Annotated in this window: 22 protein-coding genes, 1 tRNA gene and 1 pseudogene; 11 read left to right on the top strand and 13 right to left on the bottom strand. The window is 42.8% G+C overall.

What is annotated here, in order from left to right:
* Window positions 1-19: 19 nt before the first annotated feature.
* A complete protein-coding gene (locus tag ACM0OZ_RS00280; protein WP_414580746.1) occupies window positions 20-1,468 on the top strand; it encodes an S-layer homology domain-containing protein in 1,449 nt (482 codons plus the stop codon).
* Between the two features lie 109 nt (window positions 1,469-1,577).
* Here the strand turns inward: ACM0OZ_RS00280 and ACM0OZ_RS00275 are convergent, their stop codons facing one another.
* Together ACM0OZ_RS00275 and ACM0OZ_RS00270 are read right to left on the bottom strand one after the other, a co-directional pair.
* On the bottom strand, window positions 1,578-2,174 hold the full coding sequence (locus ACM0OZ_RS00275) for a glyoxalase-like domain protein (protein ID WP_414580745.1): 597 nt from the start codon (window positions 2,172-2,174) through the stop codon (window positions 1,578-1,580).
* A 125-nt stretch (window positions 2,175-2,299) separates the two neighbouring features.
* Window positions 2,300-3,532: an RNA-guided endonuclease InsQ/TnpB family protein gene (locus ACM0OZ_RS00270; protein WP_414580744.1), complete on the bottom strand. Its 1,233-nt coding sequence runs from the start codon at window positions 3,530-3,532 to the stop codon at window positions 2,300-2,302.
* A 176-nt stretch (window positions 3,533-3,708) separates the two neighbouring features.
* Here ACM0OZ_RS00270 and ACM0OZ_RS00265 point away from each other — a divergent pair, with 176 nt between their 5' ends.
* Window positions 3,709-4,347, top strand: coding sequence for a sigma-70 family RNA polymerase sigma factor (locus tag ACM0OZ_RS00265; RefSeq protein WP_414581039.1), 639 nt, complete (start codon window positions 3,709-3,711; stop codon window positions 4,345-4,347).
* Window positions 4,348-4,731: 384 nt separating this feature from the next.
* Here the strand turns inward: ACM0OZ_RS00265 and ACM0OZ_RS00260 are convergent, their stop codons facing one another.
* The 3 genes from ACM0OZ_RS00260 to ACM0OZ_RS00250 form a co-directional block, all read right to left on the bottom strand.
* On the bottom strand, window positions 4,732-5,613 hold the full coding sequence (locus ACM0OZ_RS00260; RefSeq protein WP_414580743.1) for a hypothetical protein: 882 nt from the start codon (window positions 5,611-5,613) through the stop codon (window positions 4,732-4,734).
* A gap of 365 nt (window positions 5,614-5,978) precedes the next feature.
* Entirely contained in the window at window positions 5,979-6,497 is a 519-nt protein-coding gene (locus ACM0OZ_RS00255) for a DUF2267 domain-containing protein (protein WP_414580742.1), read from the bottom strand.
* Window positions 6,498-6,767: 270 nt separating this feature from the next.
* Window positions 6,768-8,279 (bottom strand): sensor histidine kinase, encoded by a 1,512-nt coding sequence (locus ACM0OZ_RS00250; RefSeq protein WP_414580741.1) that lies wholly within the window; start codon window positions 8,277-8,279, stop codon window positions 6,768-6,770.
* A gap of 103 nt (window positions 8,280-8,382) precedes the next feature.
* On the opposite strand from ACM0OZ_RS00250, the gene ACM0OZ_RS00245 reads away from it, so the two are divergent.
* Together ACM0OZ_RS00245 and ACM0OZ_RS00240 are read left to right on the top strand one after the other, a co-directional pair.
* Window positions 8,383-8,913, top strand: a complete 531-nt coding sequence (locus ACM0OZ_RS00245) for an NUDIX hydrolase (RefSeq protein WP_414580740.1) — start codon at window positions 8,383-8,385, stop codon at window positions 8,911-8,913.
* A gap of 78 nt (window positions 8,914-8,991) precedes the next feature.
* Window positions 8,992-9,459: a hypothetical protein gene (locus ACM0OZ_RS00240; protein ID WP_414580739.1), complete on the top strand. Its 468-nt coding sequence runs from the start codon at window positions 8,992-8,994 to the stop codon at window positions 9,457-9,459.
* A 118-nt stretch (window positions 9,460-9,577) separates the two neighbouring features.
* Here the strand turns inward: ACM0OZ_RS00240 and ACM0OZ_RS00235 are convergent, their stop codons facing one another.
* The 3 genes from ACM0OZ_RS00235 to ACM0OZ_RS00225 all read right to left on the bottom strand — a co-directional run bounded on the left by ACM0OZ_RS00235 (window position 9,578) and on the right by ACM0OZ_RS00225 (window position 12,088).
* The gene (locus ACM0OZ_RS00235; RefSeq protein WP_414580738.1) at window positions 9,578-10,480 is read right to left on the bottom strand and encodes a toll/interleukin-1 receptor domain-containing protein; all 903 of its coding nucleotides are present in this window, start codon (window positions 10,478-10,480) and stop codon (window positions 9,578-9,580) included.
* A 130-nt stretch (window positions 10,481-10,610) separates the two neighbouring features.
* A complete protein-coding gene (locus ACM0OZ_RS00230) occupies window positions 10,611-10,778 on the bottom strand; it encodes a hypothetical protein (RefSeq protein WP_414580737.1) in 168 nt (55 codons plus the stop codon).
* An 8-nt stretch (window positions 10,779-10,786) separates the two neighbouring features.
* A complete protein-coding gene (locus ACM0OZ_RS00225; RefSeq protein ID WP_414580736.1) occupies window positions 10,787-12,088 on the bottom strand; it encodes a hypothetical protein in 1,302 nt (433 codons plus the stop codon).
* Window positions 12,089-12,363: 275 nt separating this feature from the next.
* On the opposite strand from ACM0OZ_RS00225, the gene ppk1 reads away from it, so the two are divergent.
* Window positions 12,364-14,580, top strand: a complete 2,217-nt coding sequence (gene ppk1 / locus ACM0OZ_RS00220; RefSeq protein ID WP_414580735.1) for a polyphosphate kinase 1 — start codon at window positions 12,364-12,366, stop codon at window positions 14,578-14,580.
* A gap of 157 nt (window positions 14,581-14,737) precedes the next feature.
* On the top strand, window positions 14,738-15,154 hold the full coding sequence (locus ACM0OZ_RS00215; RefSeq protein WP_414580734.1) for a response regulator transcription factor: 417 nt from the start codon (window positions 14,738-14,740) through the stop codon (window positions 15,152-15,154).
* A 149-nt stretch (window positions 15,155-15,303) separates the two neighbouring features.
* Here the strand turns inward: ACM0OZ_RS00215 and ACM0OZ_RS00210 are convergent, their stop codons facing one another.
* Window positions 15,304-15,483, bottom strand: a complete 180-nt coding sequence (locus ACM0OZ_RS00210; protein WP_414580733.1) for a hypothetical protein — start codon at window positions 15,481-15,483, stop codon at window positions 15,304-15,306.
* Between the two features lie 166 nt (window positions 15,484-15,649).
* On the opposite strand from ACM0OZ_RS00210, the gene ACM0OZ_RS00205 reads away from it, so the two are divergent.
* Window positions 15,650-16,198 carry a DUF2854 domain-containing protein gene (locus ACM0OZ_RS00205; RefSeq protein ID WP_414580732.1) on the top strand — a complete coding sequence of 183 codons (549 nt, stop codon included), beginning with the start codon at window positions 15,650-15,652 and terminating at the stop codon, window positions 16,196-16,198.
* A 257-nt stretch (window positions 16,199-16,455) separates the two neighbouring features.
* On the opposite strand, the gene ACM0OZ_RS00200 is transcribed toward ACM0OZ_RS00205, so the two are convergent.
* Together ACM0OZ_RS00200 and ACM0OZ_RS00195 are read right to left on the bottom strand one after the other, a co-directional pair.
* A complete protein-coding gene (locus ACM0OZ_RS00200) occupies window positions 16,456-16,716 on the bottom strand; it encodes a chlororespiratory reduction protein 7 (protein ID WP_414580731.1) in 261 nt (86 codons plus the stop codon).
* Window positions 16,717-17,406: 690 nt separating this feature from the next.
* Entirely contained in the window at window positions 17,407-18,993 is a 1,587-nt protein-coding gene (locus ACM0OZ_RS00195) for an iron uptake porin (protein WP_414581037.1), read from the bottom strand.
* Window positions 18,994-19,990: 997 nt separating this feature from the next.
* On the opposite strand from ACM0OZ_RS00195, the gene ACM0OZ_RS00190 reads away from it, so the two are divergent.
* Genes ACM0OZ_RS00190 through ACM0OZ_RS00180 form a run of 3 tightly spaced genes read left to right on the top strand, consistent with a single transcriptional unit; the run spans window position 19,991 to window position 21,646 of the window.
* Window positions 19,991-20,194, top strand: coding sequence for a hypothetical protein (locus ACM0OZ_RS00190; protein ID WP_414581058.1), 204 nt, complete (start codon window positions 19,991-19,993; stop codon window positions 20,192-20,194).
* On the top strand, window positions 20,133-20,297 hold the full coding sequence (locus tag ACM0OZ_RS00185; RefSeq protein WP_414580730.1) for a hypothetical protein: 165 nt from the start codon (window positions 20,133-20,135) through the stop codon (window positions 20,295-20,297). The genes ACM0OZ_RS00190 and ACM0OZ_RS00185 overlap by 62 nt, the downstream gene beginning before the upstream one ends.
* The gene (locus ACM0OZ_RS00180; protein WP_414580729.1) at window positions 20,246-21,646 is read left to right on the top strand and encodes a sugar porter family MFS transporter; all 1,401 of its coding nucleotides are present in this window, start codon (window positions 20,246-20,248) and stop codon (window positions 21,644-21,646) included. Before ACM0OZ_RS00185 ends, ACM0OZ_RS00180 begins: the two co-directional genes overlap by 52 nt.
* Window positions 21,647-22,201: 555 nt before the next feature.
* Here ACM0OZ_RS00180 and ACM0OZ_RS00175 read toward each other — a convergent pair.
* Both ACM0OZ_RS00175 and ACM0OZ_RS00170 read right to left on the bottom strand, forming a co-directional pair.
* A pseudogene (locus ACM0OZ_RS00175) lies at window positions 22,202-22,333 on the bottom strand (zinc ribbon domain-containing protein); the annotation flags it as partial.
* 85 nt (window positions 22,334-22,418) lie between these two features.
* A tRNA-Thr gene (locus ACM0OZ_RS00170) sits at window positions 22,419-22,490 on the bottom strand.
* 22 nt (window positions 22,491-22,512) lie between these two features.
* On the opposite strand from ACM0OZ_RS00170, the gene ACM0OZ_RS00165 reads away from it, so the two are divergent.
* Window positions 22,513-22,782, top strand: coding sequence for a DUF3493 domain-containing protein (locus ACM0OZ_RS00165; RefSeq protein ID WP_073632755.1), 270 nt, complete (start codon window positions 22,513-22,515; stop codon window positions 22,780-22,782).
* Window positions 22,783-22,794 lie beyond the last annotated feature (12 nt).

The raw sequence follows: 22,794 nt of genomic DNA, 5'->3' as shown, positions 1-22,794 counted from the left end.
ACTTGAATTGTGATTAAGCGTGGTGCACTGTAAACATCCAGTTTTATTAGTGAGTTTGGCTGTTTTACTCACCTCTTTAACAGCCTGTGCCAACAGTCCCGCCGCCAAAAACATTGAGCAGTCTTTGGCGGCTGATCCCAGGTTGAAGGATAGCCCACTCACCATTGGCGCTCAAGAGGTACGCAATAGCCAACAACCACAAACCCCTCAGCCGACAGTTCAGTTGCCAAGTGATTTTCCCAAGGATATCCCGTTGTATCCTAGCGCCACCTTGCAAGAGGTGACACCATCAAGTAACGAAAATTCCAATGTATCCACTCGCTGGCTGAGTTCTGACCCCAGCAATCTTATTGCAAACTATTATCTTCAACAATTTCAGGCAAACAACTGGCAGATTGTGAAAAGCCCTACAGATGAGCCAGGAAGCTCTTTTGAGGCGCGGCGCAATGATATGCAGTTGAAAGTTTCAATTCAGCCGAAAACAGTTACCAACCCTGCACCCAACCAACCACAAACATCTACTGAAATACTGATTTCCTATTCACCTAATTCTACCGAAACAGCACAAGCTAACCCAACTCCAAGCCCCCAAACTCCTAACGCCCAAACAACTGAACCTAACCCAACTCCAAGCCCTCAAACTGCTAACGATGCTGCTGTTGCGCAGCCAGGCGATCGCTCGTTTGTTGGTCCGGTACAATCACAAACAGCAACACAACCAAGTGATACATCTGATAACAAAAACGCTACAGCAGCCACTCCCACTTCTCAAGAATTCAGCGATCTCAACAAGGTACCTCAAGGATTCCGGCAATACATTCAAGATTTGGGAGCCTTAGGAGTTTTAACTGTAGAATCAAATGTGACAAAAACCAATGGCAGCACAACGAACCAGTTTGACCCAGGTAAAGTTGTGACTCGTCGGCAATTTGCCCGTTGGCTTGTTGCAGCTAACAATGCGATGCACGCTAACGATGCAGCAAAGCAGATTCGTGTAGCATCAGAAAGTTCTCAACCAACTTTTCGGGATGTGCCAAAAACAGACCCTGATTTTCCGACAATTCAGGGATTAGCCGAAGCAGGATTAATTCCCAGTTCTCTGTCTGGAGATTCTACAGCAGTTTTGTTTCAACCTGATGCACCTCTGTTGCGCGAGCAGTTGATTCTTTGGAAAGTCCCGCTTGACACACGTCAAGCTTTACCCTCTGCCAATTTAGAAGCAGTCAAACAAACTTGGGGTTTTCAGGATGCTGGGAAAATCGACCCGAAAGCGTTACGGGCAGTTTTGGCAGATTTCCAAAATGGTGAAAAATCAAATATTCGTCGGGTATTTGGCTATACAACGCTATTTCAACCCAAGAAACCACTGACCCGCGCTGAGGCTGCTGCTGCTTTGTGGTATTTTGGTACTCAAAGTGAAGGAATATCAGCTCGCGAAGCTTTGAAGTTAGCACGTCCCCAGAGTTAGCGCTTTGACTTTCTTGATAAATAGGCGAGACGCCTGTTTAAGATTAGGGGCGGGCTGTCCGGCCCACCCCACAATTGCAACTGCAAATTACTGTATAATCTAAAAGTAACTAATTCGCTACCTCAGCCATCTCAATGATGCGCCCTTCATAGTCCTTGACTAAAAAATTCAATGGCTTTTGGTTACGGATCTTAAATTTTAAGCCCCGCGTTTCCACGCGCATTAAAATCATTTCTAGGCAGTCGCGGTCAAAGCAAACGTGGCGTTGCTGACTTTTACTACCTAAACTTGCCCCCGTAATCACGTGCAGCTGAGTATTTTTCTTTAACTGATACCAAAGTCCTTCGCTAGCATTGGACATTCTGCTGCTGGAAAAGCTGGGAGTGCTGGACAGGTAAAGCGGATCAACTCCCGTTGCACCTAAAGTTTGCTCGTAGTTGTAGTAGTAGTGCAAAGGCACTTCAGCTGCTGGCAAATCTAGCAGTCCTTCATACATCTGTCGTGCAATCTCTAAATCCGACACCATAACAGTGTGTACTTTCGGCGCACTGGTGAGAAACATCCACATCGCACCAGCATAGGCTGCTAGTAGCATCACCATTATGCCTTGGGTAGAAAAAAGGCTATCTAACGGTAGGGAAGGCAAAAAAGAGCCTAGGATAAAAGGCTCGTGCAGGAACTGGGACACGCTAACTGCTATAACCATGAACAAATTAGGAAATGTATAAACAAACCCACTTTTAATTTTGTAGATTAGGACTTTAGTTTAAGTCTGTGTTTCTAGTGTATCAAGAGCAATAGAATATTACCGCTAGTTTGACACTCCCCGCTCTAAAGAGACGGGGATTCTTGGTTCGTTGACTCGCCATTAGACGACAGGGTTGCCCCAATCGCCCAAGAGGGCAAATCTCCCCAAGCGTAAGTTCCCGTGTGCCCCACGGTACTGAGTCCCTTTTGTAGGATGTTGATGGCTGCGTTTACGTCTCTATCCTCCACAAATCCACAATGCGGACAGACATGAGTTCTGGTGGATAGAGATTTTTTCACCTTCTGGCCACACTTAGAACAGTTCTGGCTTGTGTTATGGGGAGGAACAGCAACCGTTACCTTCCCATATTTGTGACTAAGATACTCTAACCATGACCGGAAAGTTGACCAGCCTGCATCACTAATTGACTTTGCCAGTTGCGGGTTACGTACCAAGCCTTTCACATTCAAGTCTTCATAGGCTACCAAATCGTTAGATTGGATAACGGAGTATGCCAATTTCTTGCAATACTCTTTTCGTTGCCTACTTACTCTTAAATGTTTACGGGCATATCGATTTCTAGCTTTGTGGTAGTTGGTTGATTGCGGCAAGTGAGCTTTTTTCTTTTTGGGATCGTATTTCTTAGATTTCTTGCGATTAGCCCGATTCAACTGTTTTTCAGACTTGCGGTAAAATTGAGGTGACTGTTCAACATTGCCTTTATCATCAGCAATGAAGTATTTCAATCCCAAATCAATACCGACTACTTGACCAGTAGGCTGAGTCTCAACCTTCAAGTCAACATCAATTGCAAATTGAGCGTAGTACCCATCAGCACGACGCAGTAACCGGACACGCTTTATCTGTTTGATGTCGTAGTAGTTCAAATCATAGGTTCCCTTTAATTTCAAGGTTCCTATTCCCTTTTTGTCTGAAAAGGTTATTGCTTTTCGGGTAGTAGAGAGTTTCCATCCTGACGTTTTGTATTCAACAGAACGACCGTGTCTTTTAAATTGTGGAAATCCTTTTTTGCCCTTAACTTTCTTTTTGCAATTGTCGTAAAACCGCGCTATCGCACTCCAAGCCCGTTCAGCCGCAGATTGGCGAGCCATTGAATTTAGCTGTTCAGCAAAGGGAAACTCGGCAGCAAGGACAGCACAATGTTTATTCAAATCATATCTATTCAAACTAGTACCTTTGTTATCCATCCAGTAACGCAAACACTTATTTTGAATGAACTGACTAGTACGAATAGCATCGTCTATCGCTCTGTACTGCCTGTCTTTCCCTTTAACTTTGAACTCGTAAATTATCATCGGCTCGACCTAAACAATACTTACCTTATGTTACCATTTTTTACATAAAGCCGTCCTACAAGGACGGGGTTTTAAACCCAAAATTTTGATAAAAAGACTAGCAGCAAGATATTATGCAACGGGCAACTTAATTGCCTTTGCCAAAATAATTTTAGCAACATAGCCTGATTCGGATGGTGCAAATTCCTCATTTTCCTGAAGCTAATCACCCACTGATTAAGTCACTGTTTCATCACAGTGACCAAGAACTGCTGACTCTTTTTCAGCAAAACCCGGATGCAGGTAGATACTTCACGGCGATTTTTTGCCGCTACAACCCGATAGTCTACACGTTGATTCGGCATTCAGCGCGATCGCCTGTGCAAGCTGATTATCTTTTTGCTTTAACCTGGCGACATATCTACTACGAACTCGGTGGACTCGATTTAAACACCACTCAATTTGCGAAAGACGGTCTGACTGTTCAAAATTGGCTGATCAATATGACAGCTTATTGTATCAACGAGATTGAACTCCCTCCCACGGAAGCGATTCATTATTCTCTCAAAGCCACTTCTCCACCACTCTGGTGTTATGTAGAACAGGCATTAGATCAACTGCCTGCTATGTTACGATTGATGGTTTTGATGGCTCAAACTTTCCACTGGAGCGAAACTAGAATTGCCGCCTACCTACAAGCTGAAGGAGAAGCCATTACCCCAAGCGAAGTAGTAATTTTGCTTCAAGAAGGTTACCGTGTGCTAGAAGAGAAATTACCAACAGATATCCGCAGTATTTACTTAGGTGAAAATTTTCTTCAGCCTGGTGCAGCGTAATAATCTGTAATAGCGTGTTTATATTTAGTAAACTTTTAAACTTTATTTTAAATTTTCTGTTAAACCTTTTACCCTGAAATCACATCGGCATCTATCAGTAGGGAATTTCCAAAAAATAATTATCAATCTTGTGCGGTGGGCCGGACAGCCCGCCCTAACTAAATACGAGGCAAGACGCCTAACTTCACAAGAGGTAGCTGGATACTTTTTTATTTGGAAGTCCCTAAAGATATAAGCGTATGTCCCTTTGCTCAGATCTTGTACCCAACAAGAGCCAGAGGCTCTAATATCTCGTTACCAGGTTGAACCTGGTAACGAGGGTTTGGAGCCTCTGACGACTCACTGTTGCAACAGATACAAGATCTTAGTTTGGAAACTTGGTGACTAATTCAAGAAAACTTGACCGTTTTGTTGAATACTCATTGCTTTTGTATCCATTTGCAAGTCGGTTGTTTCATCCAACCTGACTTCCAAAACTCCAGCTTGAGAAGAAGGTTGTGTTGTTACCATCAATAGTCCGTTATCCTGCCGTTGGAATGTCACGGTTGTTGGTGTAGCTAAACGTTGCAACAGCACTTCTGATTTACCTGGTAAGGTTCGCGGTGCTGTATCACCAATGGCTTGATAACTAATAGGTGCCGCTGTATCGTTCACCAGCCTGACATTTACCCTACCATCTCTCACCGCAATTATGCTACTGGGGGCTTGACGTTGTTCTGGCGCTGGTGGTGTGATCACAGAACTTTGTCTTTGTTGAGTGCTGGGGTTACTTTGAGATTGTGAGTTTGTGCTGACAGTGTACCCACCTGCAGGTCCTTGACTGGTATACGTCCGAGTTTCTGAGGATGAACTGTTTACGTCTTGTCCGGAACGCGTTGACTGTGTCTGGCTGCTATAGTTGTAGCTTTGGGAGCTACTATCAGAACGGTTGTCTGGTGTTTCACCGCCCACACCCTGCCTAATTTGTTCTTGTGTTGGGTTAACAGAAGCACTACCTGGAGTCACACCCCCTTGCTGTGCTGATTGTCGAGTGAAAGCATTGGGTGGACATCCTGCTGGAGTGAAGACTCTATTGTTGTGGGGTTCTTCGTAGAAAATGCTGGGACAACGGTTAGTTTTGGAATTAGCTTGTTGCTGGGGTTGCCGAGGTGCTGATTGCTGAGCGACTGCTACTTGAGAAATTGCAGGCAAACCAATTAGTAATCCTCCGCAAATAGCCCCAAAAAGTTTAGCAGATTTACTGAGTTTTTGATATTTCAGGTTCATGTTGACCTCCTGGTGAATAATCTAAATTAAGAAGAGCCAAAATTTTTTAAACACAAAAATTTTTGCAATAAACAACAGCTTCATTTGGGCAAAATGAATACTAATTTGCCTGTTGCCAAATTGTGCTTGCTTTTTAATAAAGTTTTAAAACTTAACAATTAAAATATAACAATTACTAATAACTTCGTACTCTAACTATAGACGTGAAAAGTAATAGCAGATTGGCTCTACATTTCTGCCAGAAGTCGTATATAAATAGATATTGTTTAATAAATATTTTGTATAATTAAGATAATTAAGTGAAAAGTCAGGAGTCACAAGTTAGAATTTAACTCCTAACTCCTAACTCCTAACTCTTAAATTTGTTAAGCTTCTTCCCAAAGTTTGCGAACGTGATCAGGCAACCAACTAGCAATTTCCTGAATTCTTTCTGGAGATAATTCGTCTTTCGTAGCAGAGAATACTGCCTTAACCACCTCTTCTCGGTCTAGCTCAGGCTGCAATCCACCTTCATTTGCTACCCGAAATAAAAACCGATCAGAATCAATCTTAAAAATGCCAGGACCTTGCCAAGGTGGACGAACCCGACTTAAGAAGCCCACAATCGGATTTGTATCTTTCCAAAGGTCTACAATTGTGTTTTGCAGCGCTTTATCATCACTTATTTCAGCTGGTTTGTTGCCCAGTTCTTCGGCAACTCGGTCTGCAGCTTCCGTGGTCATCAAATCGCGCATCACCCGATACACAACTTCGGTTATGTCCCTGGCGTCGAACACATCTCCCAGCTTGGCTTTGACCATTACCTTTTCTAAAAAGGGTCTATCTTTTGGATCGATAGGAGATGATTGTGCTTCATCTAAAATTTTTGGAGTATTTGCCTCCATTAATCCTCCTCAAAGCAGTTATTTTTATATAATGTATGAAGGTAGAAGTGAATAAGTGCAAATAGCAAACTAGCAGTTTGTAGAACTCCTTAAGAAACTTTTAAAAGTCGTCAGATCAAACTGCTAGAATATATTTTTTGCTGTGCTCACTTCAATCAAGCATTGCCACTAAATTAGTAGGTAAAGATACTCCCCTGCATCTGCCAGAGGAAACAGCCCTAAATCTACCAGAAGAAACATTTGTTAGGTGTTATACAGAACAAAGTTCAATTAAGACTCAAGAGTCACGGGTAAAGTGACCGTGACAGTAGTCCCCATGCCTTGAGTACTTTCTACTTGAATTTGACCGTGGTGTTTTTCGACTATAGCTAGGGCGATCGCCAGTCCCAATCCTGAACCAGTTGCACTTTGTGTTGCTTTAGTTTCAGCCGTGTGAGTACGGGCTGGATCGACCCGATAAAAACGGTCAAACAAACGCGGTAGTTCCTCCGCAGCGATACCAATTCCGGTATCCTTCACCTTAATTTGCAATTGGGCGGAGTTGTAACGCAGCCCAGAAACACGATTTGCTGCCTCAATACGTGCCAATTCCACATCTACGCGCCCTCCAGATGGAGTGTATTGCAAGGCATTGCCAATCAAATTTGTAACCAGACGCACCAGTTGATCCCAGTTGGCAACAACTGTGAACCAATTGTCAAGTAATTCGGGATCAGTTTCCGAAGGAGGAGGGTCAATGAAATCTAGAGAGAGGATAATACCCTTTTCTACGGCTAACAGTTGTTGTTCTTCAACCACTTCCATTAACAAAGCATCAACAGGACAAGGAGAAAAACTTTCTTTGCTGATACCACTATCCTGTCTTGCCAGAAACAGTAAATCGTTGACTAACTTGCCCAAGCGTTGCGTCAGCCGTTCCACCACTTTTAATTGTTGCCGAAAGTGCGAAGGAAGAGTGCCATCTGTCCCTGCTAATTCCAACTCAGTCAGGGCCACTTGCACATTAGTTTGAATCAAGGTAATTGGACTTCTGAGTTCATGAGAAGCATCAGCAGTAAACTGTTTAAGACGTTGATAAGACTCGCGCACTGGTTCCATTGCTTTACCTGACAGAAACCAGCCACTTGCTGCAACAGAAAGTACCATCAATCCAGTCCCCCATGCTAAATCTAAAATCAACTGACGACTGGGTTTTGTGACTTCAAACCAGGGATGACTAACACGCAAATATCCCAATACTTGCCGACCAATTTGCACCCGTTCTGTCACTTGTCGTAGTAGGAGTGGGGGAGTGGGGGGAATTGAGGAGAGTGAGGGAGTGACGGAGTCAGGGAGTGAGAGTACTTTCTCTCCCTCACTCCCTCTATCCTTCTGTCCCTCTATCCCTGTGTCCCTCTCTCCCTCCTCTTTCCTCAAAACTTTGACAGTCTCACCTGTCTGGTTGGGGTGCAGTGGAATATTGAGAGGTTGTGAAAAAGTAGACCAAAGCAATTCTCCAGTAGGGCTAAACCATTCTAGGTCAATGCGGTCATCTTCTGCTGTGTCAGTATTGTCACGAAAACTGGCTTCTACATTTACACGGAGTTGACCCAAGTCTGACTTAACAGGTTCGATGACAAGCGATCGCTCTACCACTTCCACAACATGATTCAAGGTATCATCAATCCGCTCAATTAATGTGCTGCGGACGTACAAGTACACCCCACTAGCAAAGAGCAGCAGTAGTATAGCGGTTATGGCTGTGTACCATAGGGCAAGACGGCGACGAGTAGCTTGAAACATAGATGCTTCCGACTTAAAAATAACAATAAGATTTATGATTTCAAGAATAACCTTGCTGTAGCGGCAAAGTAAGAGAATATTTCGCAAATAAGGAGTTAGGTATATGGATACTGACGAGACGATTTTCACTACCGATTGGGTTACTGTCAAGAAAACACCCAGAGGATTTCATTATTTAGAAAGAAAGGGGAAAGACTCAGTTGCAGTATTTCTGTTGAGAAGAAAAGACGTTTCTCCTGAAACAAATGAAGTTTTAATTAGACAGCAACCTCTTTGTATTGATAGCACAGAAATTGACGGACAAATGAAGCTTTTTCCTTGTCCTATCACTGGCGCGTTAGATGAAGATGAATCGCCAGAAGAAGCAGCAATTAGAGAAGTTTATGAAGAAGCAGGTTTTTCTGTTAAGGTTTTATCACTTGGTAAGTACATCGTTGGGACTCAAACCAATGAAATTTGCTATATGTATTATGCCGATGTAACTGGTATAGAGCCAGATAACGCTCAGCAGGATGGTACTTATCATGAATCTATCAGTAAAAATGAATGGCGTCCTTTCGAGTATTTAAATCATTGTGATTATTCAGCTTGTCAGATAGGCTATTTCAGATTGCGAGATATTCTTTATATATAAGATATTAATTTTTATCATTAACACAAAAAACAATGGTAATCTCTGATTGATAAGAAACTAAATTTTACAGTTAGAGCTATGACAGCAGGAAACAAAAACTCAATTAAAGAGAATCGAGATTATCTTATAAAGCAAAGCGAAATGCTACAAGCAATAATTAATCGAATGGCTAGTAATTCGCTTGCAGTGAAACAACTAGGATTAAGTATCTGGACTGCTTTAATGGGATTTGGTTTTACTAATAAGAATCCATCTTTGTTTCTTCTAGCAATCATTTCCCTGACTATTGTAGGCTTGCTCGATATGTATTACCTATACCTAGAAAGGCGATTTCGGGGTAATTTCAACCGCTTGACTGAGTTGTTGTGCGGTTTTGATGATAGTGCGTTAGATAATATGCAGCGATTGAAGGGAAATTTTATAAAGCTGGAATCTCTTACTACTGCTAAAGAATTTCAAATGTATACAACTACTTTTAAATCTTGGGCAAATTTGCCTTATTTAGTGATTATCGTAATCACTTTACTTATTTTAAGCAGTAGATAAATACTTGAGTAATCTTGAAAAATACTCAAAAACCCAAATCTACATTCCTACAAATTTCTAATTGAATTTGCTTTGACAAATATGAAGAGCAATTTCGAGGGTGCATTCCGGAAAAACATCAGATTCCATGCTCTAGTGGTTTAGTTTTTTTAATGCCCCAAATTAATTGCACCATTGGCTCGGAGTCTTGATTTCGAAAATCAACCCCTATCCGATCTCCAAGAAATGGAGGAATTTCTGGATCTTTGGTGCAATTTTCAAGAGTCACAGGAATGACAGATAAATTTCTTCGTTCCTTACATTTCTGTATAAAAACTTTTACCTCCTCATTTTGCCAAGGACCGATTTTATTTGGTCCTAAGAATACAGCTACTGCTCTAATATTTGGAAGCAATTTTGTAAACGTATCTTGCCAGGAAGTACCTGGACGTAGGTACCAAACATCAAGCCAAGGTTTAATTTCTCTTTTGCTTAGCTCTACTGCAATCGCCTCGACTAGACGTTTATCTTTGGTGTTATAGGACAGGAAGACATCAAATTTTTTTTGAGAAGGCCTCTTTGATTTTCTCTGAGAACTTTGAATTGAGCGATGAACTTCTAAATTTGAATGAACTAGATTTTCCTGATTACCTTGAGATGTTATAGTAATGGCAGTGGCAGTTGATAATTTATCTGATGAGGTAGTGTCAGGTAAATCTGTTGGGTTACTTTGTGATTCTTTAGGATTTAGATTTGATGGTTGAACTGGTGAATCTGGAGCGGAAGAATCAGATGAAGTTGATGATTGCTCTGCTGAATCTGTATCGGGTGTAGTTACTGAATTACTTGATAAAGGTGTGACATTGGATTCTAATGACATTGATGAATCCGCAGTAGGTAGACTCGATGGTTGGCTTTCTTTTACTGGTGGAAAAGCTAGTGAAACCTGCCATAGACTATCGCTTGCTTTGGAGATTTCCAAATATATTTTTTGATTTTGACCTGAAGCTTCAAGCACAACCTCTGGATTTTGCTCAGCCAAGAGCTAGCTCCTCTAGTTACAAATACTACGTCTAAAATTATAGACAATAGCTTGAGAAATAAAAGAATTGGTGACTCAGCAGTCTTCAGACTACATTTATTACTCACCATGTATTGAAGTTAAACTGCATTTAATTTGGTTTGCGCTTTCTTCTCGGATCATCCAGTGGCTCATCGATAGGTGCGCGGGGTTCATTTGGACTTGGACCAGAGGGATTAGACTGAGGCTTACGTGGTTTAGTAGGTTTTCGCTTCGTAAGTCTCGTCTGTTCCCAGTTGTCCTCATTCTCGATTGTCATTGTTTTCTCTACCAGCCCAATTTGGTACATATTATACCATTGATTGGGCAGTCACTGTGCAAGCAACTACGATGACATTGTAATTTTTCTTGCTCTTGCGTGATTTCATCTATATGGTCGCGTAAAACGTCATGAATTGCTCTCAGGCGCTCATCTGATTGAGCATCTTTGCTCTGCTCATTCAGTAATGTCGCCTTTAACTGCTCTGCTTGTAAGCCAAATTGCACCTGCCCACCAGACTCAGTGATACCTAAGTCAACATCAGTAGCTTTAACCATTGCCTGAACCGCACACTTAGGACCCCAATCTGGTTCAAAGTAGCCTTGGATTAGTTCAAGATACTCGCATCCCTCCCGATACTTAGAAACTCGTTGTGGTTTAAACCTCTGAAAATATTCGCTTTCTTGTGCCAAATCAGCCATGCTGCTATCCCGATAGAACAAAAAGTCTCTGCGTCGGTAAGCTGCTTGACCAATGAGATCTGAGAGTCGAGGTAGGATTATTTGTTCGAGCCAGGTGGCAAAACCTTCGTTGACAATGGTTACGCTATCGTAAATCAAATCAATAACTGATTCGTAATTACTGTAGAGTGAACGTGGATAGGGCGATCGCAACTGTTTGCTATCCGCACCAGGTTCTAAACCATGACGATAAAGAATTGCGAGTTGCTTGCCAAGCGTAGTCTCAGAGAAGAAGAAGCCATGACCGTACTTTTCATGCAGCAACAGCGCGGCGATATTTTGCTTAAACCAAGTCTGACCATAGCGATCATCACCGTCTATGCCCATTAAGTTGTAAGCCAAATGTTCCTCAAAAGGTGCGTGGTTTCTAATTGCAACTAAATGGTCAGCCAGCTTTGGATCGTACGGAATACAACAACCGTGGACAGGGGAGTAAATAGGAGAAATATTTAGTAATAGTTCCTGAACTAAAGGTCGATTTGTATCTTCCTCTTTCCGAGATGCTCGTAAAACTTCTAATAGATAGTCTCTCACATCAGGTGGCTCTAACAGACGCACCTGGTCTTCTGGAGTTAATAGACGGAATGGGATTTTCTGGATGACTGGTGAAGCTAGCTCCCGACGCAGTTGAGAAACTTGATGATGAACTTCTGCTGTCAATGGGATTATGATATTTCGTTCTATTTCATGAATGCGTTTTTGAGTAGATGGATAGGCACGAATTAAGCGGGTGATGGATTGGTCTAACTCTGCTACTTCTAAATGAATCTTCCAATCTCCTTCATCTAGGGCAGTTAGTCGCCAATGATTTGTCTGAGACTGTCCAACTGGTTCAACTGTGACAATCATTTGATAATGAATTTTCAAGAAAAAGCGATCGCTCTCTAGAATTGAGACTAGTGCCGCAAAGTTTTCAACCTAGCCAGCAAGCATCTCTACTTACTGAAACGGTCTATCTAGCCGTTTTGACTCGGGTGTCCGTATCGTTCAACCTAACTTTCCCAATCCGTCCGCAAATTTCCCTTTCTCTTTGCCTTGAGATAGAAGCAAGGTATTTTTTACTCTAGTATGTTTAGTATGCCATCCCAGTTCCATCGCCTACACCCGCCTGTATCCAGGTCATCATGCCAAAATCAAAGAAGAACGCACATCATCAAATCAATCTTAATGACCCGCAATACTATTTCAGCCGAGAGTTAAGCTGGTTGGAGTTTAATAGAAGGGTGTTGCATGAAGCCTGCGACTCGCGTACTCCCCTCCTAGAACGCCTCAAGTTTTTGGGAATTTTTAGCTCTAACCTCGATGAGTTCTTTATGGTGCGTGTTGCAGCACTCAAGGAACAGGTAGAAGCGAAGGTTAGTCAGTTACCTTCCGATGGTCGCACGCCACAACAACAACTCGATGAAATTAGCTCGACACTGCGTCCGTTAGTAGCTAAACAACACGAACAATTTGAGAAAGTTTTGCGACCTCAGCTAGCAAAGCACGGTATACATATATTAGATTACATAGATTTAAGCGAAAGGCAGAAAAATTATTTAGACAAATACTACGAAGAGCAAATCTTTCCCGTCGTGACTCCCCTTGCTGTTGATCCGTCGCATCCTTTTCCCTACATTTCTAATCTCAGCCTGAATTTGGCTGTTGTGGTCAAAAACCCAGAAACTGAAGAAGAATTGTTTGCAAGAGTCAAAGTTCCCACAGTTTTGCCACGATTTTTGGCTCTACCGCCAGATTTGGGAATTCATGATGACGGAAAACCAGCAGTCTGGACTGGTGTCCCTTTGGAACAGGCGATCGCCCATAACTTAGAGTCCCTTTTTCCAGGAATGAGTATACAGGAATACCATACTTTCCGTATTACCCGTGATGCTGATCTGGAATTAGAAGAAGATGAAGCTGATGACTTGCTGTTGGCTATTGAGCAGGAATTGCGAAAACGGCGCGTTGGGGGGTCTGCGTTACGTATAGAAATACATTCTCAAACTCCTGAATCCATCAAAAAACGACTGTTGGAGGATTTGGAATTAGAAGAAAATGATGTTTACCAAGTAGACGGTATTATAGGACTGAAGGATTTAATGTACTTCATGTCATTGCCCGTCCCACAACTCAAAGACCCACCGTGGCAATCTGTCGTACATCCCCGCTTACAAAGGATTAAAGAGCCAAACATAAACCCAAATGTACGGGAGATAGAAGAAGGAAAAGATTTTTTTACAGTCATTCGGGAAAAGGATTTACTCGTACACCATCCCTATCAATCCTTTTCGAGATCTGTTGTACATTTTATTACCTATGCTGCCCATGATCAAAATGTGCTAGCAATCAAGATGACTCTTTATCGGACTTCTTTTGACTCGCCGATAGTAAATGCCTTGATTGCTGCTGCAGAAAATGGTAAGCAGGTCTCTGTACTAGTGGAACTTAAGGCGCGGTTTGATGAAGAAAATAATATCTACTGGGCAAAGCGCCTGGAAAGCGTTGGAGTTCACGTAGTTTATGGTCTAGCCGGTTTGAAGACTCACTGCAAACTTGTGATGGTGGTGCGGCGCGAACAAGACCGCATTCATCGCTATGTGCATATTGGCACTGGTAATTATAACCCGAAAACAGCGCGACTGTACACAGACTTAGGATTGTTCAGTTGTAACGAAGAATTGGGAGCCGATGTTACAGATGTTTTCAATTTCTTGACAGGATACTCGCGGCAAAAGTCATACCGAAAACTGCTGGTTGCACCTGTGACGATGCGCGATCGCTTCATTTCCCTAATTCAACAGGAAATTGAAAATGTTCACAATGGCATGAGTGGGCGGATTGTTGCCAAAATGAATTCATTGGTAGACCCGCAAATTATCTGCAAATTATATGAAGCTTCCCGTGCGGGCGTGCAAATTGACCTGATCATACGTGGAATGTGCTGTTTACGACCAGGGATCAAAGATATTAGTGAAAATATCCGCGTTATTAGTATCGTTGGTCGCTTTTTAGAACACTCCCGTATTTTTTATTTCTATAACAATGGACAGGAGGAAATCTATATTGGCAGTGCCGACTGGATGCGGCGTAATCTAGATCGTCGGGTAGAAGTGATTACCCCAATCATAGATGGAGATATTGCTAAGGATTTGCAAGAAATTTTAGGAATTATGTTAGCAGATAATCGCCAAGCTTGGGAGTTACAGCCAGATGGCAGTTACATTCAAAGACGCCCAGGTGAAGACAGCCCAGAAGCCAGTTCGCAAAAAATACTGATGTCTATGGCTTTAAACTCGAATGGAATCGCCACTTCAAATATAGTGGATACAAAAAAAAGTTCCTTAGATGTTGACGGCTAGCTTATTATAAGTTTTCTTAAAATTTCTCCTGATTCTAAATTATCCAACTCGTTGCCATAGGATCAATACAATTTATTCAACCATTGGATAGAGTGAGTCGAGGCATCAATTCCCATAAACTGTAAAGGTTATCATAAGTTGTTATTCTTTTACATGGATGTTGATGTTGTCTTGTGAGCCTTCTACATTGCGTGTTCTAGTAGTTGACGATCACGAACTGACTCGTTTAACCCTAAAGTTAGCCTTTTCCAGCCAGAAAAATCTTCAAGTTGTTGGTTTAGCTAGTAATGGTAAAGAAGCGGTAGAAATGGTTAAACGCTGTCACCCCGACGTGATAGTACTAGATTTACATATGCCAGTCATGGATGGTTGGAGCGCCTCTGGTCATATTAAAGCAATTGCTCCAAATACCCAAATCATTGCTTACTCGTCAGTGGAAGACACTAAGTGTCAAGAAACGAAGGAAGTAGACAGCTTGGATGCTTTTTGTAAAAAAGATACACCAACAACCGAACTCATTGCTTTGGTTAAAAAGTTAGGACAGGGTGCAGCTAATCGTTCAGTAGCCGGATAAATGATACAGCAAAGTAGCTTGGGAAATCTAAAACAAGGTCAACTCAGTGGTATAGGGAATATCAAAGTGTTTAAAGGCGTCGGTAAAACCGTAAATTGACGGTTTGCCGACGCAGTTTTTTATCAATTGTGTCGCTTATTGAGACTCAACTAAATTTCTGTTTGCCCAAAGGTGCGTCTAAACTCATCAATAAGCTCATCCATTTCTTCCAAAGCCTGATTCACGTCAATTCTTAAAGTTCCCAGGTTTGGCTGTTCTAGGAGATTCAGTAAATAATCTCGTTGATTTTGAACTTTAACAACTCGTTGTTTTATAGTTTGTGCATCCATTGTTATCTTCCTGTCTTCAAGTCTCCTCTACTTTAATCTACGGTAAGCCGCCTTTTGAAGTGTAGCGCAAACCAGCCGTTGAATCACCTATGGTCTTCCCTAACTTGTTCGTGATCACCGATGATAGAAAAACTAAGGTACTAGGAATTCATCACGAACTAAAATCATGTTACGCCAATTTTCTTTGGGAACACTAGGTATAACCATAGGCGGTCTTTTAACTATCATGGGTTTTGCTGCCTACGCTGCTGACTATGCCACACTAAATCTTGCAGGTTTTTTTTACGGAATTCCTCTTCTACTAGGAGGACTTGCACTCAAAGCTAACGAACTTAAGCCTGTGCCCTTCAGTCAACCTACGACGCCACAAGTGTTAGCACTGAGAAATCAGCAAGCAACTTCTACTCAAAATCAAATTCGCCTAGACATTACTCGATATTGCTACGGTCAAGACGGGCATTTAGATAAAGCGCTTTCATTTCTAAAGCTTGGTTCCACAGACAATGAAATACCAGTTGTCACAGGGTTGCGAGAAACAGAAATCAATGGAGCTTATACTTTAATTTTGGAATTTGATTCGCCATTGCTACCGATTGACGTATGGCAACAAAAACAGGAAAAAATGACCAGTTTTTTTGGTCCTGGAGTAGAGGTAAAAGTGACACAGCCAGAATCAGAAAGAATTGAACTGGCGCTGATTGCGAATAAAAAATAGTTATGATTAAGAACAATGCAGAACGCAGAACTCAGTAATCAGAATATCCCCACAAGGAGAACCCTCTTGATTTGAGAAGGAAAACTTTCTTTTTCTCTCGCGTTTCAATTCGGGGGCACACCTACCAATACTCAGGAACCAGAGTTCTTAATTCGTAACGAGAAAACGCGTTTAATATTCTGACTCCTGAGTTCCTATTCTGTGGTGTTTCTTGGTCATTAGTTTTTAGTTGTTTACTAACGACTAATGACTCATCTTTACTTTTCTAGGCGAACTGCGTACCATTGCAAATACTGCCCTGAACCAACATCCAACTCGCAACTTGTGTCGATTAAATATTTTGCTTGCGCCTCTGTTGAATCAAAAGAGCGTAAATCGAGTGGCAAATCCTCAAATTGAAATTTTTCTAAAACTCTCTTAAGCTTCTCTAACAACTCTGGAGCAGAAAGAATTTGTTCTGGTTGGTTCGTTTCTAAAAGAACAAAATAATCCTGCTGATACATTAATGAATCTGGCATACACAAAGTTTCATTACTTTTAAATATGTTTTTTTTAAGACAAGATGTCTTTTATAACTTTTTATCTGTTTTTTAAAATGATTTAGCATTTATACAATAATATAGCAGTCCTATTTGATTTGTGAAAAGAAAAAGCTTAGATACCGGACTTCTTAAAGAAGTCCGGTATCTTGGTGTTTACCGAAAATTTGGGTCTAAATCCCCGTTCTTCTAGGACGGCTTTATTGATTTTTAACATGATACATGAGATTATACTCATGGCAATGCGGTAATACGCCAAGATAGCCAAGGTTAGTACCTCGCCCTTCGGGTTCAGCAGTCGCTCATGGGGGAAACCCCCAAGACCGCGCTGCTTCACCATCCACAATGCTCAGCTTCGTGCGACATACTGTGGGAATGAGAAAATAAAAAATTTGAATAAACCTTTTCAAACGCGGTCGGACAGTCCGTGTACGCTTGTGGACGTATCCAAACGGGGATATTTGAATGCTTGCATTCGGATATCTAGGGAGGACGGATGAAGCAAGAATCCTCAGCATGACGGCTGAGGAGTGTCAAGTGCCTCCTATAAGTGTTGTGTTGAACGCAAGGTGTTGCAGGGCGATCGCGCTTTTCTCCCGCCGTAGGCGATCGCATGACTGCGGGCACTTCCTTGCCATCGCCCTGTGTCGCTTGTGTTGCAAAGTGGATTTAGAAATCGAATGTTGTGCGAAGCACACCCACATACTGGGTATCATTTCTGCTGTTGTTTTCCGGGTTAAGAATGACCCAGAAACCAGGAGTCACCGAAATGTTGTCGTTCAGTCGCCAGCGGTAGAATGCTTCGATGTGGTAAGCGTTGTCTCCCTCTGTACGGACATCGCTACTAGACACGCGTGGTGGCACACCAAAGAGAATTCCCGGCAGATTGCCTCTACCGCCCACATCTGGAAACGACACGCCGATCGCTCCAAACCACACATTGGCATTGTCACCCTTGTTTACCAAGAGGGAATCAGTTCCACCCGTACCATTAGAAATGTCACTGAAACCAGAGTTCTCAGCAGTTGCCCAAATATATCCACCCCAGGCGTGCATCTGGAAATTCGGCGAAAAGCGATAGTATCCCTGCGCACCGACAATGTTGCCGGAAGTGGCAATGCTGTTCCCAAAGGGAGAGTTTGCCAGGAGGCTACCTGTCCCGCCTGTAAGACCAACCTTACCACCAGGGGTATAGCTATGGGAGTAAGCGATGCCAATCGCCCCTTGGTTGCCGTGATACACCAAGTGCGCTAGCGCATTGTAACCACCATTAAATACCCCATTTTTTTCAAATGGAAGATTTGGGTTATCTGCCAAATAGCCCAGAGTCAGAATCAGGTCTTTATTGATGTTCCAATTAACAGCTGCACCACCGCCGCCTCGCCGGAAGAGGGGACTGTATTCCCCAAATAGTGAGGGGATTCCGTTTCCGTCATCTGCGATAGAGGCAGGAGTTACGGTTTCTGTGATGTCGGTGTAACCGATGCCTGTGGGACCTATTACAAAAGAAACAGACTCGCCTACAGGAAAGAAGTAACGGACGTGGGGAATAGAGAGATCGTTGTTGCTGTCAGTGTCAAAGTTCAGTCGCGTCATCCCGGTGCCGGTTACCGACGCAATCTGACTGGTGGCATTGGAATTCAAGAAGTTCCCGAACTCCAGACGAACTCGCAACAAATCTTTGCCTGTGAAGCTGCTCTCAAAGTTGAGACGACCTCGATCTGCCAAATAGGTTTGGGATTCATCGCGATCGCGCCTTGCGCGGCTCCCTCTGGGAGCATCGCCGCCCACTCTGTTACCAAAGGTGTCGCTGACGGCGATAATAATTTGAGCATTCAGCTTGGTCGTGGTGGAAAACTGCTGCTCTTCCAGCGTTGCTGTACGTGCCTCCAGGGTATCTATCCGCCCGCGGAGAGTTGCCAGTTCTGGCGCAAACTCCTGTTGCAATTTTTGCAGTGTTGCCAAATCTTCTTGCCTGACTAAATCAGCAGTACCCGCAGCAATCAATTCGTTGAGCCGATTTAAAGCAGCATTCAAACCAGCAGCAAACTCATAGCGAGTTAGCGATCGGTTTCCCCGGAATGTGCCATCAGAATAACCAGCAATGACACCATAACGCTCAACTAAAGACTGTAATGCTTGGTATGCCCAATCAGTAGGTTGCACATCTGATAACTGAGAAACAGAAGGTAATTGAGCCATTGCCTTATTGTTGACGGCGTTCTCTGACACCTTTGGGGAATTTGCCACTGGCATCAGGCTGGCAGAAATATCAGTTTGTACTAAAAGATTGTCAGCTACAAGCTCTTTAGTGTTTGCATTAGTTGCAGAGTTAGAGTCAACTCTTTGGGCTAATTTAACGAAATCAGTATTTTGTTTATGAACAGTAATCGGGTTATTTACAACTTCAATTCTTCCATCAATGTCTTGAGCACATAACGTCTCAATACCAATTAAATTGATTGTCAGGCTTGCCACAATCAGTTGCATTATTTTATGCGTTTTTCTCATTTTTTTAGCCTTGACTTAATAAGTCTTATCTTCTTTCTAATAGGACTTTTTAAAAAACTAGGCTCAAAATCGTCTCAATTTTAGAAGGGGCAAGCCTTTGATATTAATTTTGTCTATTGTCACGCTCGTTTGAGTCACTTTTGCCCCTGTTGACATCTTTGCCTTATTTATAAAGGTTTTGAGTCCCAGAAACTGTCTATTGTCCCACTAAACATTCACCGAGCAAATGACCGCTTACACTCCAACAGAAAACTTCACCTTTAATGACTAATTGGCAGTTACTGAAGATGAGGTTTACTATTGATTTAGCTTGGGGAAATCGCTGGATCAATGACTATCCAGTGAAGCTATCAGCAAATTCGAGACTCAATAAATCTAGCTTGACCCCGTTACATTTCTTAAAAAATCTTGTTATATTTTCAAGAGTTGTATTTGCTTTTCTACTTAAGATATAAAAAAAATTATATCTTAAGAACATCTAACTTTAGAGTGATAGAAAACCAATTATTTTTAGATTTTATTGATATTAAATAAACGTTAGTATAGGTTGATTAAGACAAACCGTTAGTCAAAAAATTGGAGCAAGCGATAGGTTTACTTGCTATTTCCTACCATGTCATCTCCAATGACTTAAACGTGTAGACAATTGTCTATAACGTTACAAGCTGACAAGTGCATTTAACTTGCACTTTTTGTGGGCTAGATTCCTTACACTGAACAATTCCAGCAGGAAAATTAAATATTGGCTACTGAATCTAGCCAAAAAACGATGGAGTTGTTGAGTGCAAACTTATGGTGCAGAAGCAGGAAATCTGGCTCTCAGACTCCTGCCCTAGGGCGACCTGTATATAGCGAACGGCATTGCTGCCAAGATTCTACTCCTCATGCAGCAAGAGAATTTCATGCAAGCATTGCTGCACAAAAGGCAGATGAATTGTCTACTTGAGCGGATTCCTGTTCATGTCATCGTGACATCCTCCTACATCGAGATACAACCATGTCCTCCACTACTACTCGTCGTAAATCCAACACGTTCTATGTCATCCTGATTGCTGGTGCTGCCGCTCTTGGCGGCTTTTTGTTTGGTTTTGACACTGCTGTGATCAACGGCGCGGTTGCAGCTCTCTCCAAAGCCTTTAACGCCAACAGTGTACTGACTGGTCTTGCCGTGTCCCTGGCATTGTTGGGGTCTGCGGTAGGAGCCTTTTATGCCGGGAAAATCGCAGACCGTTATGGTCGAGTCAAGGCAATGGTAGTAGCTTCGGTGTTCTTTACCATCAGTGCCATTGGCTCTGGGATTGCCTTCGGAATCTGGGATTTTATCTTTTGGCGAGTCTTGGGTGGGCTTGCAGTCGGCGCTGCCAGCGTCATCGCGCCAGCTTACATTGCAGAATGTTCTCCCACTCATTTGCGGGGAAGGTTGGGATCTCTCCAGCAACTAGCGATTGTGGTTGGTATTTTCATTGCACTGCTATGCGACTACTTTATCGCTGTATCAGCAGGTTCAGCTGAGTCGCCATTTTTGTTTGGAATAGCCGCTTGGCGGTGGATGTTTTGGACGGAAATCGCTCCAGCTGTGCTTTACGGAATGGCAGCTTTAATGATTCCCGAATCGCCCCGGTACTTGGTTGCCCAAGGACGGGAGCCAGAAGCTGCTAACGTTCTGACCAAGATTTTGGGAGGTGACGTGCGCTCAAAAATCGAAGAAATTCGGCAAACAGTTATGCGAGAGCGCCAGCCTAGGTTTTCTGACCTCTTAGGGAGAAATGGCGGACTGCTCCGTATTGTTTGGATAGGAATAGGCTTATCTGTACTCCAGCAATTGGTTGGTATTAATGTAATCTTCTACTACAGCAGTATTTTGTGGCGCGCAGTCGGGTTTTCAGAACAAAATTCCCTAACGATCACGGTGATCACAGGAGCCGTAAACATTATTACTACGCTAGTGGCGATCGCTTTCGTTGATAAATTTGGTCGCAAGCCCTTGCTCATTCTAGGGTCAATCGGCATGACCTTGACCTTGGGGACGTTGGCTTCTATTTTTGGAACTGCTCAGTTAGATCCTGCTGGCAACCCTACTTTAAGCGGTTCAGCGGGTATTGTGGCTCTTTTAGCAGCCAACCTCTATGTGTTTTGCTTCGGTTTCTCCTGGGGACCAGTGGTTTGGGTGCTGTTGGGAGAAATGTTCAATAACAAGATCCGAGCTGCTGCACTTTCAGTTGCTGCTGCAATGCAATGGATTGCGAATTTCGTCGTTTCCACGACATTTCCTCCCATACTGCAATATTTGGGGCTAGGCGCTGCTTATGGTCTCTATACAACTGCGGCGGCTATCTCGTTGTTTTTCGTTCTCTTTTTTATTAAGGAAACCAAAGGAATTGAGTTAGAAGATATGTGATTCGCATCGAACTTGTGGGACTTTGTAAAAAGCTGGGACGAAATGAGTCTAAAGACAAAGCAGTACATAACACTCACTCCTAGTGCATGGCAAACATTAGACAAGATTGCGGAATGTGAGTTCCATCTGTGTCCATCTGTGGTTAATTATTCTTTTTTTTGGAATGAATGCAAGAAGTCTATTACAGGAACGTGTCAAGGAACAAGGAGTAAGTGAGCGTGAACTCATATCAAGTCCGGCAAATCACCCATAATAAAACTTATATGTCGTAAGGACTTGAGTCCTTGTTTTTAAAGGAAGAGGACGCGCATTCCTCACTACAAACTTGAGTTTGGTTATTTAATCGGACATGATATCTATCATTAAGCGCTGACACCCTCGGTGGAGAATGTCCCAGTTCTTGTGCAACACAAAACTTACACAAAACGCTCAAATCGCATAACTCGAACACTTTGAAGTTTGCTTCCTGCTTCTGTCAGGGGAGTCGGCTCCTAACCTGTCCACAGGCGTTAATTCCGCGCTTGCCGCACGTACTCTATCCGTCGGACAATTCTTTAAGTTAATCGCCGCGTTCAAATCGCGGTCTTGGGTATGCCCACAGCTTTGACACACATACACGCGCTCAGACAAAGGCATTGGCTGTACATGACCACAACAAGAGCAAGTCTTGGATGAAGGATACCATCTCCGCCATGAATCCCACACTCCCCAAAGCAGGTGAGATGTGGAGCTTCTGGCGAACTAGCTAAAGTTCTGGTAATCTCTGATCAAAAGCCGATGGCGGGATTTGAACCCGCGACCGCTCGATTACGAATCGAGTGCTCTACCACTGAGCCACATCGGCACACATTAAAACATAATAGCTTATGACACAACCAAATAGCAAAAATCGTATGAAATCAGAACAATATGCCCGTCTTAAGGCAGAAATAGCAGCCCCCTATCGTGGCTTACGGCAATTTATCTACATTGCTTGTGGTGCTTCTGGCTTTATCGGTGCACTCATCTTTTTTTCTCAGCTACTTGCGGGACGTGATGTTGACAGCGCTTTGCCTAACTTGGCACTTCAAATAGGAATTATCACTTTAATGGTTTTTCTTTGGCGTTGGGAGCAGCGCAGGCAACGACGCCCCTAAAACCCTTTCATG

It is taken from the genome of Scytonema sp. PCC 10023 (assembly GCF_963920835.1).
Classification (GTDB): Bacteria; Cyanobacteriota; Cyanobacteriia; order Cyanobacteriales; family Nostocaceae; genus Kalymmatonema.
This window is presented reverse-complemented; position numbering and strand designations above follow the sequence as displayed.

Bases quoted from the DNA above. Each gene is read 5' to 3' on its own strand.
- ACM0OZ_RS00275 (WP_414580745.1), bottom strand. From the start codon at position 2,174: ATGGTTATAGCAGTTAGCGTGTCCCAGTTCCTGCACGAGCCTTTTATC.
- ACM0OZ_RS00270 (WP_414580744.1), bottom strand. From the start codon at position 3,532: ATGATAATTTACGAGTTCAAAGTTAAAGGGAAAGACAGGCAGTACAGA.
- ACM0OZ_RS00260 (WP_414580743.1), bottom strand. From the start codon at position 5,613: ATGAACCTGAAATATCAAAAACTCAGTAAATCTGCTAAACTTTTTGGG.
- ACM0OZ_RS00255 (WP_414580742.1), bottom strand. From the start codon at position 6,497: ATGGAGGCAAATACTCCAAAAATTTTAGATGAAGCACAATCATCTCCT.
- ACM0OZ_RS00250 (WP_414580741.1), bottom strand. From the start codon at position 8,279: ATGTTTCAAGCTACTCGTCGCCGTCTTGCCCTATGGTACACAGCCATA.
- ACM0OZ_RS00245 (WP_414580740.1), top strand. From the start codon at position 8,383: ATGGATACTGACGAGACGATTTTCACTACCGATTGGGTTACTGTCAAG.
- ACM0OZ_RS00240 (WP_414580739.1), top strand. From the start codon at position 8,992: ATGACAGCAGGAAACAAAAACTCAATTAAAGAGAATCGAGATTATCTT.
- ACM0OZ_RS00230 (WP_414580737.1), bottom strand. From the start codon at position 10,778: ATGACAATCGAGAATGAGGACAACTGGGAACAGACGAGACTTACGAAG.
- ACM0OZ_RS00225 (WP_414580736.1), bottom strand. From the start codon at position 12,088: ATGATTGTCACAGTTGAACCAGTTGGACAGTCTCAGACAAATCATTGG.
- ppk1 (WP_414580735.1), top strand. From the start codon at position 12,364: ATGCCAAAATCAAAGAAGAACGCACATCATCAAATCAATCTTAATGAC.
- ACM0OZ_RS00215 (WP_414580734.1), top strand. From the start codon at position 14,738: ATGTTGATGTTGTCTTGTGAGCCTTCTACATTGCGTGTTCTAGTAGTT.
- ACM0OZ_RS00210 (WP_414580733.1), bottom strand. From the start codon at position 15,483: ATGGATGCACAAACTATAAAACAACGAGTTGTTAAAGTTCAAAATCAA.
- ACM0OZ_RS00205 (WP_414580732.1), top strand. From the start codon at position 15,650: ATGTTACGCCAATTTTCTTTGGGAACACTAGGTATAACCATAGGCGGT.
- ACM0OZ_RS00200 (WP_414580731.1), bottom strand. From the start codon at position 16,716: ATGCCAGATTCATTAATGTATCAGCAGGATTATTTTGTTCTTTTAGAA.
- ACM0OZ_RS00195 (WP_414581037.1), bottom strand. From the start codon at position 18,993: ATGCCAGTGGCAAATTCCCCAAAGGTGTCAGAGAACGCCGTCAACAAT.
- ACM0OZ_RS00185 (WP_414580730.1), top strand. From the start codon at position 20,133: ATGCAGCAAGAGAATTTCATGCAAGCATTGCTGCACAAAAGGCAGATG.
- ACM0OZ_RS00180 (WP_414580729.1), top strand. From the start codon at position 20,246: ATGTCCTCCACTACTACTCGTCGTAAATCCAACACGTTCTATGTCATC.
- ACM0OZ_RS00165 (WP_073632755.1), top strand. From the start codon at position 22,513: ATGACACAACCAAATAGCAAAAATCGTATGAAATCAGAACAATATGCC.